We start from the raw sequence: 16,556 nt of genomic DNA, 5'->3' as shown, positions 1-16,556 counted from the left end.
TGTTCGGAGGCGAGATTGTGCCATGACCAACTATCAATCAGCCCTGGCGATCAGCCGATGGGCCGTCCACGGGGAGGTTGAGGGAGAGCAGCGCGGCGGGCGACGTACCGCCGTCGAGGCGGACCTCGCTCACCGCCGCGTTCCGCAACTGGGGGAAGACCCGGCGGTAGTCGGCGAGCGGGATGCCGAGGAGTTCGCAGAGGACCAGCCGGAGCAGGGTGTTGTGGGCGACGACGAGGACGCTTTCCCCGTCGTGGGCGGCGGCGATCCGGCGCAGCGCCGCCGAGCCCCGGGCGGCGGCGGCGCGCGGGTCCTCGGCGCCGGGGAAGGGGTGGGCGACGGGGTCCCGGACAAAGGCGGCGGCGGCCTCGGGGTCCTCGGCCGCGTACTCCTTCAGCGGGCGGCCCTCGACCGTGCCGAAGTCGCATTCGCGCAGCTCAGGATCGCGGTGCGGGATCAGTCCCAGGGCCGCGCAGGCCGGGGCGGCGGTCTCCGTGGCACGGGAGAGGGTCGAGGTCCAGACGGCGTCCACGGGGTTGCGCCCGGCCCAGGCGCCGAGCCGGTCCGCCTGAGCGCGGCCCTCGGGAGTGAGGGCGACATCGCTGATCCCCGCATAGCGGTTCTCGGCGTGCCAGACGGTCCGGCCGTGCCGGGCCAGCAGCAGACGCGCGGTCATGAGGGGACTCCCAGGGGTCGGTGGGGACAGCTGCACAGGGCGTTGTGGATCAGGATGGAGGAGGATGGAGCAGAACGGACCAGAACGAATCGGTGCGGTACGGGTCAGGACGCATCGGGGCGTTCCGCTCGGGCGCGGGCATGCGCGGCGGTCGCCGACGGCAGCCAGCCGCGCCGTTCGAGTTCGGCCACCAGGGCCAGATACGGCTCGGTGAACCGGTCGGTGTGTTCAGGGACCACCGTTCTGCCGGGTCGTACCATCCGTCCGGCCGCCGCCGCGAGCGAGGGCGCGGCCCCCGCCCCCAGGGCGGCCAGTACGGCCATGCCGAGGGCCGGTTCGCTCACCTCGGGGACGCGGACCGTACGGCCCAGGATCCCGGCGCGCAGCCGGGTCCAGTAGGCGCTGCGGACCGCTCCCCCGGTGAAGGTGAGGGGCCCGTCGACGGGGGCGCCGATGAGGTCCAGATGGTCCAGACAGAGCCGTTCGGCGAAGGCCACGCCCTGGAGCAGGGCGGCCCAGTGGTCGGCGCGTGACACCGGGGTGCCCAGCAGCAGCGCGGTGGCGTCGGGGGCGGCGAAGGGGAAGCGCTCGCCCCGGCCGGTGAGCGGATAGGCGAGCGCCCCGGCGGGCTCATGGGCGGCCGCCAGGGTGTCGAGCGCGGCCGGGTCCACGCCCGGGAAGGCGGCGGTGAGCGCCCCCGCGCCGACATTGGAGGCGCCGCCGGGAAGCCAGTGGCCGTCCGGCGAGAGATGGCTGTAGACGACGCCGTCCGGGTCGCGCGGCGGTTCGGCGGTGACCCCCTTGAGCACCAGGGTGGTCCCGAGGACGGAGTTCCAGGAGCCGACGGTGAGCGAGCCGGAGGCGATCTGGGCGGCGCAGCCGTCGGTCATCCCGGCGACCAGGGGGGTCCCGGCGGGGATGCCGGTCTCCCCGGCGGCGGCGCGGTCCACCTCGCCGATGACGGTCCCGGGGCGCACCACCGCCGGCAGACCCGGCTCCTCGGGGCCGGTCCAGGCACCGCCGAGGGGGTCGTATCCGGTCTTGAGGGCATGGCTGGAATCCGTGGGCAGCGGGCGGCCCGCGAGCCGGGCGGTGATCAGATCGGCCTGATGCAGGATCAGCCCGGGGCCGTACAGGCGGTGGAGCAGCCGGGCGCGGCCGGGGCCCCGGCCGGGTGCCCGGCCGTCGTCGTACATCACGGCCGGGCTCCGGGCGCGGCCCCGGTCGTCGGCGAGGACCACGGTGCCGGAGGTGGCGCAGACGGCGAGCGCGCGCGGGCGGTCGCCCCCGGCCAGCGCCGCGCGGACGGCGGTGACGGTCGCCGTCCACCAGTCGTCGGGCGACTGTTCGTGGACGGGGCCCGCCCGCCGGCCGGTGAGCGGCGCGGACCCACTGCCGACGACGGTGCCCTCGTCGTCGGCGAGCAGCGCCCGCACGCTCTGGGTGCCCAGGTCGATCCCCATCCACATGACGGCTCCCTCCCTCGGATGCGCCGGTGCCCGGCGCACGCTCCTTCAGACGTTCTCACGCCACCCCGGGAGAAACCCCCTGCGCGGAGGATTGACGCTCCAGGTCCCCTGCCCCAGGCTCTGTTGCCATGTGCGGACCCGCCGCCCGACACCGGTCGAACACCGGGTGCCTCCCCGAATCGGGTCCCGGTGCCCACTACGATCCGCTGCGCTCCCCCTTTCCCGGAGTGCCGGGTGCCCCGGCGGTGCGGCGGCCGTACCGTCCCGGGCGCGCCCCGGGGTGCGGGGGCGGGCCGGGAGCGGAGACTTCCCCAGCAGGCCCGGACGGCGGATGAGCGAGGTGCTCCAGCCGGTTCCCGGGCCGACGACGACGCGGAGGAACGAGATGAGAATCCTGGCTGCCGGTGACCACTTCGTACGCAACTCCCTGATCGCCGCCGCCCTGCACCGCGCGCTCCCCGGGACGGCGGTGGAGCTGACCGAGCTGACCCTGCCGTGGCCGCTGGAGCCGTTCGGCCCGGTGGCCGAGGTGGCGGAGGCGAGCGACGCCGAGGACGAGCTGATCAAGGCGCTGGACGGGGTGGAGGTCTGTGTCACCCAGATGGCGCCCTTCACCGACCGGGTGCTCGCCGCGTCACCCGCGCTGCGGCTGATCGCGGTCTGCCGGGGCGGACCGGTCAATGTCAACGCGGCGGCGGCGCGCGCCCGGGGCGTACGGGTGTGTTACGCGCCGGGGCGCAATGCCGCGTCGACGGCCGAGTTCACCGTGGGGCTGATCCTCTCGGCGCTGCGCCGGATCCCCCAGGCCCATGCCTCGCTGGCGCTGGAGGGCGCCTGGGACGGCTCGTACTACACCTATGAGCATGCCGGTCTGGAGCTGGAGGACACCCCCGTCGGTCTGGTGGGGTACGGGGCGGTCGGCAGCCGGGTCGCCCGGGTGCTCAGCGCCTTCGGCGCGGAGGTGGAGGTGTACGACCCGTATGTGCGCGGCGATGTGCACGGGATGCGGGCGAAGTCGCTGGAGGCGCTGCTGACCCGGTCGCGGGTGCTGACCCTGCACGCCCGGCTCACCCCGGAGAACCGGGGGATGATCGGCGCGGCCCAGCTGGCGCTGCTGCCCAAGGGCGCGGTGGTGGTGAACGCGGCGCGCGGCGGGCTCCTGGACACGGCGGCGCTCTGTGACGCGCTGGACAGCGGGCATCTCGCGGGGGCGGCCCTCGACACCTATGAGGAGGAGCCGCTTCCGGGGGACTCCCGGCTGCTGACGACGCCGAATCTGGTGCTCACCCCGCATGTGGCGGGGGCGTCGCGGGCGGTGGCCCGCAAGGCGGCGGAGATCGCGGCGGCGGAGGTCGGGCGGTATGCCCGGGGCGAGCCGCCGGCCCACGCGGTGTGACACCGCCCGCCCACCGGCTCCATGCCCTCGTGCCGCCCCGGCCCCGTACCTCCCCGAGCCCACCGCCCCGTAACACCACACCCCCGTAACACCACGGCTCCGCAGGCCCACAACCCCCGTAACTCCACAGCTGCGCGGGCCCACAGCTCCGTACCCCCGGTTCTCCCGGGGTTCTCCCCCATCCGGCGTTCTCCCCCATCCGACGAGGAGTGTCGACAGTGGTGACGTACATCGGGATCGACGCGGGCACATCCATGGTCAAGGCAGCCGCCTTCGACGAGCGGGGGAAATCCCTGCACATCGAGTCGCGGCCGGTCGCGCTCGCCCTGCGGGAAGGGCGGGCCGAGCAGGACATGGACGAGGTGTACCGCGCGGTGACGGAGGTGCTGGCCGCGCTCTCGGCGGCGGTCCCGGGCCCCGTCGAGCTGATCGGTCTGACCGGTCAGGGCGACGGGGTCTGGCTGGTGGACGAGACGGGCCGGCCGGTGCGTGCCGCCGTCTCCTGGATGGACGGCCGGGCGAACGACCTGGTCGACAGCTGGCAGGGGTCGGGGGTGGTGGAGTCGGTCTTCCGGCGCACCGGGAGCGCCATGTTCCCGGGGTGTCCGGGGCCGGTGCTGGCCTGGCTGGACCGGCACGAGCCCGCCGCGCTGGACGCCGCCGCCTCGGCCGTCTACTGCAAGGACATGGTCTTCCAGCGGCTGACCGGGGTGCGGGCCACGGATGTGTCGGATGCCTCGATGCCCTTCCTGGACCCGCGCACCCGGGCCTATGACGACGGGGTGCTGGAGGCGCTGGGCCTGGGTCACCGGCGCGGGCTGCTGCCCCGGATCAGCGATCCGATCGCGGTGGGGGCGGTGGCCGACGGCTCCCCGCTGGCGGGGGTGCCGATCGCCAACGGCCCCTATGACCTGCCGGCCTGTGCGCTGGGCGCGGGGGTCACCGAGCCCGGCGACGGGCTGCTGATCGTGGGCACCTGTCTGGCCTCGCTGGTGTCGGTCCGGAAGCTGGATCTGGAGGGGGAGCCCGCCGGGCTGCACATCTCCACCGACCGGGCGGGGCACTGGCTGCGGGCGATGCCCGCGATGGTCGGCACCGCGGCACTGGACTGGGTGCTGCGCACCACGGGTGTGGCGCACGACGCGGTCGACGGGCTGCTGGACTCCGTACCGCCCGGCTCCCACGGGGTGCGGGTGCTTCCCTACTTCGCGCCGTCCGGGGAGCGGGCGCCCTTTGTGGAGCCCCGGCTGCGGGCCGAGCTGACGGGGGTCTCGCTGGAGACGACCACCGCGGATCTGGTCCGTGCCACCTGTGAGGGCATCGGCTTCGCGGCCCGGCACTGTCTGGAGGCGGCGGGGCTCACCGGTTCGCTGGCGATCTGCGGGGGCGGTACGCGCTCCTCCGCCTGGATGCGGCTGTTCGCGGATGTGCTGGGCAGGCCGCTGCGGATCGTGGAGGGCGAGGTGGGGGCCCGGGGCGCCGTCCTGGCCTCGGCCCGGCGGCACGACCGGGAGCTGGACGTGGCCGCGTGGACCGCGCCGACGGCGGTGGTCGAACCGGACCCGGCGCGGGCCGCGTTCTACACCGGCGCGTACACGGACCATCTGGAGCGGCTGACCGCTGCCCGCGAACGGGCCCGCGCGAGCTGAGCACGGCCTCCCCGCCCGCGCTCCCGGGAGCCCCCGAGGACCGCCGGAACCGGCCGGCCAACCCCCGTCGAAAGAAAGGAAGGAAAGCCTTCCCTAACCCGCTGACCGGCGGTTTCTCCCTCTTGCGGCCCATCCGGGTCCGACGACCGGCCTAGGTCCAACGCCTGATCACCAATGGTTCTCTCCTACTGCTAACGTGCAGATGCGAAGGATGCGCAATAAGCAGTCGGAGGGACCGGACCATGGCCATCTACACGCTTCCTGATCTGCCGTACGACTACACCGAGCTTGAGCCGGTCATCGACCCGCAGATCGTCGAGCTGCACCACGACAAGCACCACGCCGCGTATGTGAAGGGCGCCAACGACACCCTGGAGCAGCTGGCGGAGGCCCGCGACAAGGAGCAGTGGGGGTCGATCAACGGCCTGGAGAAGAACCTCGCGTTCCATCTCTCCGGCCATATCCTCCACAGCATCTACTGGCACAACATGACCGGCGACGGCGGCGGCGAGCCGCTGGACAAGGACGGCGTGGGGGAGCTGGCGGACGCCATCGCCGAGTCGTTCGGCTCCTTCGCCAAGTTCAAGTCCCAGCTGACCAAGGCGTCCGCCACCACCCAGGGCTCCGGCTGGGGTGTGCTCGCGTACGAGCCGGTCAGCCGCCGTCTGATCGTGGAGCAGGTCTACGACCACCAGGGCAATGTCGGCCAGGGCTCGGTGCCGATCCTGGTCTTCGACGCCTGGGAGCACGCCTTCTACCTTCAGTACAAGAACCAGAAGGTGGACTTCATCGACGCCATGTGGAAGGTCGTCAACTGGCAGGACGTGGCCAAGCGCTACGCCCAGGCCAAGGAGCGCACCCCGCTGATCGCCCCGTGACGGACGGGCCGCGTGCCCCCGGGCGCGCGGCCCCCGCGGTCGTCCTGCTCGTGATCGTCTTCTCACCTTTCACGCGCGGACGGAATGAGAGAAGGACCCCCGCGAGGACATGACTCGCGGGGGTCCTTCCCTTGTCCGGGGAGTGCGGGGAACCCGGTGGGCCCCCGGTGAGCCGGACCAGCCCGGTGGGCCCGGGTGGTCCGGCCGGGTCAGGCGGGCAGGTTGGAGAAGTCCGGTCCCTGGGTACGGGTGCGCTTGATCTCGTAGAAGCCGGGGACCGAGGCGACCAGCAGGGTGCCGTCCCAGAGCTTCGCCGCCTCCTCGCCCTGCGGGGCGGGGGTGACGACCGGGCCGAAGAACGCGATCTGCTCACCGTCGGCGCCGGGTACGGCGATGACCGGGGTGCCCACGTCCTGGCCGACCTTCTCGATGCCCTCCCGGTGGGAGGCGCGCAGCTCGGTGTCGTAGGTGTCGCGGTCGGCGTATTCGAGCAGATCGGCGGGGAGTCCGACGTCCTGGAGGGCCCCGGCCACCGCCTCCCGGGTGGCGCCCTCGCCCCGGTTGTGGAAACGCGTCCCGAGCGCGGTGTACAGCGGTCCGACCACCTCGTCCCCGTGCAGCTGCCCCGCGGCCACCACCACCCGTACCGGCGCCAGCGCGTCCTTGAGGGCCTCGCGGTACTCCTCGGGCAGCTCGTCCAGGCGGTCCTCGTTGAGCACGGCAAGGCTCATGACATGCCAGCGGACCTCGATGTCCCGGACCTTCTCCACCTCCAGCACCCAGCGGGACGTCATCCAGGCCCAGGGGCACAGCGGATCGAACCAGAAGTCGACGGGGGTCTTGCCGTTCTCTGACATCTCACTCCCAATCGGAGGGCCCGACGGGGCCCGGCGGTTGTGTCCTCCACCACAACACCGTCGGTCACCAGCCGATTCCCCGATTCCGGAGTCGGGGCGCCCATGGGAGTATCGGGGCGTTTGTCGCTTCTGCTGAGGCGGTGCCCGAGCGCGCTGCTGCACAAAACATGAAGGAGTGCCCGTGTCCGGTGAGAATCTGACCCGCGACGAGGCCCGCCGCCGGGCGGAGCTGCTGTCCGTCGAGGGGTACGAGGTCGCCCTCGATCTGCGGTCCGCCGTGGGGGACTCCCCCGCCGGATCCGCCGGGGACGACGGGTCCGGTGAGAACGGTGGGTCCGGCGAGAGCGGTGGGGCCCGTACCTTCCGGTCGGTGACGACGCTCCGCTTCCGCTGCGCGGAGCCCGGCGCCTCGTCCTTCGCCGATCTGATCGCCCCCGCCGTCACCTCGGTGACCCTGAACGGGACCGCGCTGGACCCGGCCGCGGTCTTCGACGGGTCGCGGATCGCCCTGGAGGGGCTGGCCGAGGAGAACGTCCTGGTGGTGGAGGCCCAGTGCGCCTACAGCCGGACCGGCGAGGGCATGCACCGCTTCGTCGACCCGGAGGACGGCGAGGTCTACCTCTACACCCACTACGAGCCCGCCGATGCCCGCCGGGTCTTCACCACCTTCGAACAGCCCGACCTCAAGGCGCCCTTCCGGTTCGAGGTGACGGCGCCCGAGGGGTGGCAGGTCTGGAACAACAGCGCGGGCGAGCGGGGGGCGGACGGGGTCTGGCGGTTCGCCGAGACCCTGCCGATCTCCACGTACATCACCGCGGTGGTGGCCGGTCCGTACCACTGCGAGACCGATGTCTACCGGCGGACGGACGCGGACGGCACCGTACGGGAGATCCCGCTCAGCGCCCTGTGCCGCAAGAGCCTCGCCCGTCACTTCGACGCCGACGACATCTTCCTCGTCACCCGCCAGGGGCTGGACTTCTTCCACGACCGGTTCGACTTCCCGTACCCCTTCGGCAAGTACGACCAGGCGTTCGTCCCCGAGTACAACATCGGCGCGATGGAGAACCCGGGGTGTGTCACCTTCCACGAGGACTTCGTCTTCCGGGGCAAGGTCACCCAGTCCTCCTATGAGCGCCGGGCCAATGTGATCCTGCACGAGATGGCCCATATGTGGTTCGGCGACCTGGTCACCATGGTCTGGTGGGACGACCTCTGGCTCAAGGAGTCCTTCGCCGACTTCATGGGCTCGTACGCGATGGTCGGCGCGACCCGCTTCACCAACGGCTGGATCACCTTCGCCAACAACCGCAAGGCCTGGGCGTACCGGGCGGACCAGCTGCCCTCCACCCACCCGGTCACCGCCGACATCCGGGACCTGGAGGACGCCAAGCTCAACTTCGACGGCATCACCTACGCCAAGGGCGCCTCCGTCCTCAAGCAGCTGGTGGCCTATGTCGGCGAGGAGGCGTTCCTGGAGGGCGCGCGGCGCTACTTCAAGCGGCACGCGTACGGGAACACCCGGCTCGGCGATCTGCTCTCCGTGCTGGAGGAGACCTCCGGCCGGGACATGACCGCCTGGTCCCGCTCCTGGCTCCAGACGGCGGGCGTCAACGCGCTCACCCCGGAGCTGCGGTACGACGAGCGGGGCGCCATCGGCGAGCTGGCCGTGGTGCAGGACGGCGACGAGCTGCGCCCGCACCGGGTGGCGGTCGGCCTCTACCGGCACGAGGGCGGCGAGCTGGTGCGCTATGCCCGCGCCGAGGTGGACGTGACCGGTGCGCGGACCGTGGTCGAGGAGCTGGCGGGGGCGGACCGCCCCGCGCTGGTGCTGGTCAACGACGACGACCTGACCTACTGCAAGATCCGTTTCGATACGGGGTCGCTGGACACGCTGCGGGCCTCCCTCGGGGAGCTGCGGGATCCGCTGGCGCGGGCGCTGGCCTGGTCGGCGCTGTGGAACATGACCCGGGACGCACTGCTGCCGGCCCGGGACTTCATCGATCTGGTGCTGCGGTTCGCGGGGCGCGAGACGGACATCGGTGTGCTCCAGATGCTGCACGCCTGGGCCGAGTCGGCGCTCGCCCACTATGTGGCGCCGCACTGGCGCGAGCGGGGCGGGCGGCTGCTCGCCGAGGGCGCCCTCGCCGAGCTGCGGGCGGCGGAGCCGGGCAGCCAGCACCAGCTGACCTGGGCCCGTTTCCTCGCCTCGCGCGCGGGTTCGCCGGCCGAGCTGGGCCTGTTGAAGGGGCTGCTGGACGGGACCGAGAAGATCGACGGTCTGGAGGTGGACCAGGAGCTGCGCTGGGCGCTGCTGCTGCCGCTGGTCGCGCACGGCGCGGCGGACGAGGAGGCGGTCGCCGCGGAGCTGGCGCGCGACGACACCGCCGCCGGGCGGCGGCACCAGGTACGGGTGCTGGCCGCACGGCCGTCGGCGGAGGTCAAGGAAGCGGCGTGGGCCTCGGTGGTGGAGTCGGACGCGCTCTCCAACGCGCTGGTGGGCGCGACCATCTCGGGCTTCGGCCAGGCCGGGCAGCGGGAGCTGCTGGCGCCGTACACCGACCGGTACTTCGCGGCCGTGGAGCGGGTGTGGGCGGAGCGGTCCATCCAGATCGGGATGGATGTCGTCGGCGGGCTCTTCCCCTCGCTCCAGGGCGAGCGGGCGCTGGCGGCGGCGGACGCGTGGCTGGCGGCGCACGAGGACGCGGCGCCCGCGCTGCGCCGGATCGTGCTGGAGTGCCGGGACGACCTGGCGCGGGGTCTGCGGGGACAGCGCCGTGACGCCGAGGCGGCCGCCGTCGCGGGCTGACCTCCGGTCAGGTCGCCTGACCCACTCGACCGGTGCCCAGGGGCCCGTGCGCGGCACGGGCCCCTGGTCCGTCCGGCGCCGGGCAGGTGCGTGACCGATCCCCTGACACGCCCCGGGATCCCCGGGACACCGGGTCCGTCCGGCGCCGGGTCCACCCGGGACACCAGGACCAGCTGGGGCGGACCGTCCATGTACCCGGCGTGTGCGGCACCCCAGGCCGGCACGGGACACCGGGTCCGCCCGGGACAATCGCCCACCCGGGGACCGGGTCCGTCGGGAGCACGGGCCCGTCCGGGAGTCCTGGGCCGCGCGGGCCGCCGCCCAGGACAGCAGGACCGGCCGGGCCATGGGCCCGCCCGGGGCGGACCGTCCACGTACCGGCGCGTGTCGCGCCCGGTGCCGGCAGGAGTACCGGCCCTGGGCCCCGGGTGGGTAGGCCCCCCGAGGGGGCGGATGCGCGTGGGCGGCGCGGAGGACGGCCATGGAGGGGACCGCGCACAACGGATCGGCACCGACTGATCACGCGCCCGGCGCGTGCACGGCTGAAAAGCGCCCCCAGGAAGGACCGTTCCCGGACCCGGGAACCTTCCGCCATGCGGACGGCTCTTCCTCTGGGGCGCCCGCGTCCTTCCGGGGCCGGACTTCCCAAAAGCCCTTCTTGTGCAAGGTGTTGCGGTCTCTATCGACCCCTTTGTTCCCTGTGGCGCATTGTCCACGGTGGCGGATCCATGCCATGTACCCATCAGGTCTTCGCCACCTCTCCACAAACCCCTGTCCGGTACGTAAGGCTGAGCGGTCATCCGGCACCGAATTCCGGACTGACCGCACCACCAGGGAACCCGTCTCTTTTTCACAACCAGGGATGCTGATGACCCTCGATTCCCCGCGCTCCATATCCGGGCGCTCCACCGCAGGCCGCAGACGCGCCGCCCGCGTCGCGGCGGCGGCCTCGATGGTGGCCGCGCTGGTCGCCGGCGGCACCGTGCCGGCCTTCGCCGACGGCCCGGGCGACGACCCGCGGATCGACGCCGGCGCCAAGACCGCGCAGACCTCCGAGAAGCTCGGCGCGGCCGACGAGGAGCTGCTCGCCGAGGCCCAGGCCGAGGGCGACAAGACCGTCACGGTCATCGTCGCCACCAAGCCCGGCGAGACCGAGCAGGTCGCCCAGCAGCTCGACGCCGTCGAGGGCACGATCGTGGGCAAGACCTACGACCGCCTCGGCTATGTGCGGGCCACCATCCCCACCAAGCGCGCGAAGTCCGCGCTGCTCTCCGCGGCCAAGCTGAGCACGGTCCAGGGCATCGACCTCAAGCACGAGGTCAAGCGGGAGGACCCGTCCCCGGGCGGCGACCGCTCCAAGGCGGCGCGCACCGCGGCCAAGCAGGCCCAGGCGTACCCGGCCCCCGGCAAGGACACCCCGGCGAAGAACCCGTACAACCCGTCCTTCGAGACCGGTGCGGTGCAGTTCGTCAAGGAGAACCCCAAGGCCGACGGCCGGGGTATCACCATCGGCATCCTGGACTCGGGCGTCGACCCGGCCCACCCCGCGCTCCAGAAGACCACCACCGGTGAGCGGAAGATCGTCGACTGGGTGACCGCGACCGACCCGGTCGTGGACGGCGACGGCACCTGGCTGCGGATGGACCAGGCCGTCAGCGGCGGTTCCTTCACCGCCGGGGGCCGCACCTACACCGCCCCCGACGGCGACTTCTACACCTTCGCCGTCTTCCAGGAGCGCGCCACCCTCGGTGGCGACATGGCGGGCGACCTCAACCGCGACGGTGACACCACCGACAGCTGGGGCGTGCTGTACGACGGGCAGACCCGGACGGCCCGCGTCGACCTCAACAACGACGCGAACTTCCGCAACGACAAGGTGATGAAGCCGTTCCGCAACGGCCACCAGCTCGGCTACTTCGGCAAGGACGACCCGTCGACCCCGGTCGCCGAGCGGATCCCCTTTGTCATCGAGGTCCGTGAGGACGTCGTCCACAACGCCGCCGGCGCCAAGGCCGACTTCGTCAACCTCGGCATCATCGAGGGCTCCCACGGCTCCCATGTCGCGGGCATCACCGCCGCCAACAGCCTCTTCGGCGGCAAGATGAACGGTGCCGCCCCCGGCGCCAAGCTGGTCTCCTCGCGCGCCTGCACCTGGAGCGGCGGCTGCACCAATGTCGCCCTGACCGAGGGTCTGGCCGACCTGGTCATCGAGCGCGGTGTCGACATCGTCAACATCTCCATCGGCGGTCTGCCGGCGCTGAACGACGGCAACAACGTCCGCGCGGCGATGTACAGCCGGCTCATCGACCTCTACGGCGTCCAGCTGGTGATCTCCGCGGGCAACGACGGCCCCGGCGTCAACACCATCGGCGACCCGGGCGTGGCCGACAAGGCGATCTCGGTCGGCGCGGCCATCAGCAAGGAGACCTGGGCCGCCAACTACGGCTCCGGCGTCACCAAGAAGTACGCGATGATCCCGTTCTCCTCCCGGGGTCCGCGTGAGGACGGCGGCTTCACGCCGACCATCACCGGCCCGGGTGCGGCGATCAACACCACCCAGACCTGGTCGAAGGGTGGCCCGGTCGCCGAGGCGGGCTACGAGCTGCCGCCCGGCTACTCGATGATGCAGGGCACCTCGATGTCCTCGCCGCAGGTCGCGGGCGCCTCCGCGCTGTTGCTGTCGGCGGCGAAGCAGCGCGGGATCGACCTGACCCCGGCGAAGCTGCGCACCGCGCTGACCTCCACCGCGAAGAAGATCAGCGGGACCAAGGCGCATGAGCAGGGCGCCGGTCTGATCGACATCGTGGATGCCTGGGACTCGGTCCGCAACGGTGCCAAGGCGCACGAGTACAACGTCAAGGCCCCGGTGGACACCGCCATCGACGAGGCGCTGAAGACGCCCGGCTTCGGCACCGGTCTCTATGACCGCGAGGGTGGCCTCAAGGTCAACAAGTCGCGTACGTACGACATCACCGTCACCCGTACCTCCGGTCCCAAGGGCGCGCTCTGGCACAACCTGAGCTGGAAGTACAACGACGGCACCTTCCGGCTGCTGAACGGCGACCGGGTCCGGCTGCCGCTGAACCAGCCGGTCACCGTCACGGTGCAGGCGCGGGCGAAGACCGCCGGTGTCCACAGCGCCATCCTCCAGGCGGACGACCCGCGCACCGAGGGCGTCGACAAGCAGATCCTGTCGACCGTGGTGGTCTCCACCCCGCTGGCCGCTCCCGGCTACACCTTCTCCGCCGAGAGCACGGTGCAGCGCAACAGCCACACCTCGTACTTCGTCACCGTGCCCGAGGGCGCGAAGACGCTGGAGGTCGCGCTGGGCGGGCTCGCGCAGAACAGCCAGACGCGGTTCATCTCCCTCCACCCGTACGGGGTGCAGATGGAGGACAGCGCCACGATCTACTGCTACCCGCACTACAACCCGGCGAACACCTGCCGCCCCGACCTGCGGTCGTACCAGAACCCGGCGCCGGGTGTCTGGGAGATCGAGGTCGAGTCGCGCCGTACCTCGCCGCTGCTGGACAACCCGTTCAAGCTGGACATCACCGTGCTGGGCGCCGACTTCGACCCGGCCGTCCAGACCATCCCCGAGGCCAAGATCGGCACCCCGGCCCCGGTCCAGTGGAAGGTGACCAACAACGGCGCCACCGTCGACGGCAAGCTGGCCGGCGGTTCGCTCGGCTCGGCCAAGGTCGACCGCCCCACCATCCAGATGGGCGAGGTCCGGCGGACCACGACCGTCATCGGTGAGGGTGTCGAGCGTCTCGACGTCGCCATCGGCAATGTCTCCGACGCCAACGCCGACCTCGACCTGGTGGTCCTCCGCAACGGTGTCCGGGTGGGCTCCTCCGCGGACGGCGACTCCGAGGAGGCCGTCAGCCTGACCCGTCCGGCCGCCGGTACCTACACCTTCCAGGTGATCGGGTACGACGTGGCCGCGGGCGGCACCGCGTACGACTACCGCGATGTCTACTTCACGCCCGCGCTGGGCCGGATCGATGTCCCGGGCAACGCGGCCGTCAAGCTGGGCCACGGTGAGTCGACGCAGGTCACCGCCGAGGTCGTGGTGGCCGGTGCGGCTCCCGAGGGACGTCAGTTCTTCGGCGAGGCCCGGCTGGAGAACGCGCGCGGCACCACCGCGGGCGCGGGCAGCGCCGTGATCGAGAAGGTCACGCCGTAGCCTCCCTGAGGTGAGAGGGGGCGTCCGCCGGTCCGGCGGGCGCCCCCTTCGCCGTACCCGGGGGCGCCCGCGTCGGGCATGAGGCGTGTCACACGTTCCGCCCCTTGGACAATGGACTGGACAACCCGGCCGGGGACATACGCATCATGGAGCGGCACCCCGCCACCGAAATCAGTACGAACAGGTACGAAGGAGACGTCCGTGAGGGTCGGAATCGTCGGAGCCACCGGTCAGGTCGGCACAGTCATGCGCGGAATCCTCGCGGAGCGGAAGTTCCCGGTCGAGGAGCTGCGGCTGTTCGCCTCGGCACGGTCCGCCGGGTCCACCATCACCTGGGAGGGCCGCGAGATCACCGTCGAGGACGCCGCGACGGCCGACTTCTCCGGTCTGGACATCGCCCTCTTCTCGGCGGGCGGCGCCACCTCCCGCGCGCTGGCCGAGAAGGTCGCCGGACAGGGTGCCGTCGTGATCGACAACTCCTCCGCCTGGCGGATGGACCCCGAGGTGCCGCTGGTCGTCTCCGAGGTCAACGCGCACGCGGTCAAGGACCGCCCCAAGGGGATCATCGCCAACCCGAACTGCACCACCATGGCCGCCATGCCGGTGCTGAAGCCGCTGGCGCGGGAGGCGGGTCTGGCCGCGCTGGTCGCCACCACCTACCAGGCCGTCTCCGGCTCCGGCCTCTCCGGCGTCGCGGAGCTGGACGGCCAGGTGAAGGGGACCATCGAGGGCGCCACCGGCCTCACCCACGACGGCCGGGCCGTGGACTTCCCCGAGCCCGCCGTGTACCAGCGCCCCATCGCCTTCAATGTGGTGCCGCTCGCGGGCAATCTGCTGGACGACGGCTCCTTCGAGACCGACGAGGAGCGCAAGCTCCGCAACGAGTCCCGCAAGATCCTGGAGCTGCCGGAGCTGAAGGTCTCCGGCACCTGTGTCCGGGTGCCGGTCTTCACCGGCCACTCCCTCCAGATCAACGCCCGCTTCGAGCGTCCGCTGAGCGTGGCGCGCGCCACCGAGCTGCTGGCCGGGGCCGAGGGCGTGGAGCTGTCCGAGATCCCGACCCCCCTCCAGGCGGCGGGCCGGGACGCCTCCTATGTGGGCCGGATCCGGGTGGACGAGACGGTGGAGCACGGGCTGGCGCTCTTCATCTCCAACGACAACCTCCGCAAGGGTGCCGCGCTGAACGCGGTGCAGATCGCGGAGCTGGTGGCCGAGGAGCTGAAGGGCTCCGCCGCCTGATCCACCGCCCGAGCCGGCGAACGGCGGAGCGGGCCTGTCCCGGGGCGGATCGCCTTGGGGCAGGCCCGCTCCCGTTCCCGGGGCCTCAGCCGGTGGTGCCCGGCTCCCGGGCCGCCGTCACCAGGACCAAGGCGAGCGCCGCCAGCCCGGCGCCCAGCAGCAGCGCCCCCGCCTCCCCGAAGCCCTCCACGGCCATCCCGCCGACCCCCGCGCCCACCGCGATGGCCAGATTGAAGAACCCCGAGAAGAGGCCCGACGCCGCCTCCCGGGCGTCCGGCACCGCCGCCTGCATCCAGTTGGTCGCGGAGACCGAGACCGCCCCGTACGCCAGCCCCCACCCCACCAGCAGCGCCACCGAGAGCCAGAGCAGCGCGGCGGTCCCCGCGAGCAGGGCCGGGAGCACGGCGAGCGCGGCGGAGACGACGAGCAGCGTCCGGCGCGGTGAGCGCGCGGCCTGGGCGCCGCCCAGGAAGTTCCCGGCGATCCCCGCGACCCCGTAGAGCAGCAGCAGTCCGCCGATCGCCCCGGACGCCACCCCGTCGACCCGCTCCAGCGCCGGACGGACATAGGTGTACGCGGCGAAGTGCCCGGTCACCAGCGCGACCACCACGGCCAGTCCGCTCCGTACCGACGGACGGGCCAGCAGGGCCACCACCTCCCGGGGACGGACGGTCCGCCCGGCCGGGAGCGGCGGCAGCAGGACCGCGAGGAGCACGGCGACGGTGAGGGCGAGCACGGCGGCGGCCGCGAAGGCCCAGCGCCACCCGGCCAGCTCACCGATGAGCGCGCCACCCGGGACACCCAGGACCGAGGCGATGGCTATCCCGCTGAACACGACGGCGATGGCCCGCCCCGCCCCCTCGGGCGGGACCAGCCGGTGGGTGACCCCGGCGGCGAGCGCCCAGACCCCGCCGACACAGACACCGACGAGCAGCCGGGCGGCGAGCAGCACCCCGAAACCGGGGGCGAGCGCGGAGAGCGCGTTGGCGGCGGCGAGGACCAGCAGCAGCCCGCAGAGCAGGGTGCGGCGGTCGGCGCGGCCCGCGAGGGTGGGCAGCAGCAGCGAGGTGACGGCGGCGATCAGCCCGGGGAGGGTGACCGTGAGGCCCACCGCGCCCTCGGAGACACCGAGTCCGGCGGCCATGGGGCTGAGCAGTCCCACGGGCAGCATCTCGGAGGTGACGACGGTGAAGGTGGCCCCGGCGGTGGCGAGGACGGCGGCGCCCCGGCCGGGCGCGGGCGCCGGTCCGGGCGCAGGCGCGGCTCCGGGCACGGGCACGGGCGGCACGGGCGCGGATCCGGCGGGCGGGGTCCGTTCGGGTCCGGCGGGGGTCCGGGAGAGATCGGTGGTCATGCCCTCCAGCCTCGGCCCGGCCCGGGGCGGGAACAACGGTGAA

Annotated in this window: 10 protein-coding genes; 6 read left to right on the top strand and 4 right to left on the bottom strand. The window is 72.6% G+C overall.

From position 1 onward, the window contains the following. Positions 1-37 precede the first annotated feature (37 nt). Positions 38-676: a histidine phosphatase family protein gene (locus ABT354_RS04055; protein ID WP_351488659.1), complete on the bottom strand. Its 639-nt coding sequence runs from the start codon at positions 674-676 to the stop codon at positions 38-40. A 104-nt stretch (positions 677-780) separates the two neighbouring features. Continuing rightward, on the bottom strand, positions 781-2,145 hold the full coding sequence (locus ABT354_RS04050; protein WP_351488656.1) for an FGGY-family carbohydrate kinase: 1,365 nt from the start codon (positions 2,143-2,145) through the stop codon (positions 781-783). Positions 2,146-2,530: 385 nt separating this feature from the next. On the opposite strand from ABT354_RS04050, the gene ABT354_RS04045 reads away from it, so the two are divergent. From ABT354_RS04045 to ABT354_RS04035, 3 genes are all read left to right on the top strand, one after another. Further along, positions 2,531-3,541 carry an NAD(P)-dependent oxidoreductase gene (locus tag ABT354_RS04045; protein WP_351488654.1) on the top strand — a complete coding sequence of 337 codons (1,011 nt, stop codon included), beginning with the start codon at positions 2,531-2,533 and terminating at the stop codon, positions 3,539-3,541. A gap of 221 nt (positions 3,542-3,762) precedes the next feature. Beyond that, the gene (locus tag ABT354_RS04040; RefSeq protein WP_502983314.1) at positions 3,763-5,190 is read left to right on the top strand and encodes an FGGY family carbohydrate kinase; all 1,428 of its coding nucleotides are present in this window, start codon (positions 3,763-3,765) and stop codon (positions 5,188-5,190) included. A gap of 242 nt (positions 5,191-5,432) precedes the next feature. Next, positions 5,433-6,068 carry a superoxide dismutase gene (locus tag ABT354_RS04035; RefSeq protein ID WP_351488649.1) on the top strand — a complete coding sequence of 212 codons (636 nt, stop codon included), beginning with the start codon at positions 5,433-5,435 and terminating at the stop codon, positions 6,066-6,068. 209 nt (positions 6,069-6,277) lie between these two features. Here ABT354_RS04035 and ABT354_RS04030 read toward each other — a convergent pair whose 3' ends face one another. Next, positions 6,278-6,925: a mycothiol-dependent nitroreductase Rv2466c family protein gene (locus ABT354_RS04030; RefSeq protein WP_351488646.1), complete on the bottom strand. Its 648-nt coding sequence runs from the start codon at positions 6,923-6,925 to the stop codon at positions 6,278-6,280. Between the two features lie 181 nt (positions 6,926-7,106). Between ABT354_RS04030 and pepN the strand changes: the two genes are divergently transcribed. From pepN to ABT354_RS04015, 3 genes are all read left to right on the top strand, one after another. Continuing rightward, positions 7,107-9,731 (top strand): aminopeptidase N, encoded by a 2,625-nt coding sequence (gene pepN, locus ABT354_RS04025; RefSeq protein ID WP_351488643.1) that lies wholly within the window; start codon positions 7,107-7,109, stop codon positions 9,729-9,731. An 862-nt stretch (positions 9,732-10,593) separates the two neighbouring features. Further along, a complete protein-coding gene (locus ABT354_RS04020) occupies positions 10,594-13,920 on the top strand; it encodes a S8 family serine peptidase (RefSeq protein WP_351488640.1) in 3,327 nt (1,108 codons plus the stop codon). Positions 13,921-14,121: 201 nt separating this feature from the next. Next, positions 14,122-15,159 (top strand): aspartate-semialdehyde dehydrogenase, encoded by a 1,038-nt coding sequence (locus ABT354_RS04015; RefSeq protein ID WP_351488637.1) that lies wholly within the window; start codon positions 14,122-14,124, stop codon positions 15,157-15,159. An 85-nt stretch (positions 15,160-15,244) separates the two neighbouring features. Here ABT354_RS04015 and ABT354_RS04010 read toward each other — a convergent pair whose 3' ends face one another. Then, positions 15,245-16,513, bottom strand: coding sequence for an MFS transporter (locus ABT354_RS04010; protein ID WP_351488634.1), 1,269 nt, complete (start codon positions 16,511-16,513; stop codon positions 15,245-15,247). Positions 16,514-16,556: the final 43 nt, after the last annotated feature.

This window comes from Streptomyces sp. NPDC000594 (genome assembly GCF_040299965.1).
Taxonomy (GTDB): domain Bacteria; phylum Actinomycetota; class Actinomycetes; order Streptomycetales; family Streptomycetaceae; genus Streptomyces.
The sequence above is the reverse complement of the archived record's forward strand: the minus strand, read 5'-3'. Positions and strand labels throughout refer to the sequence as shown.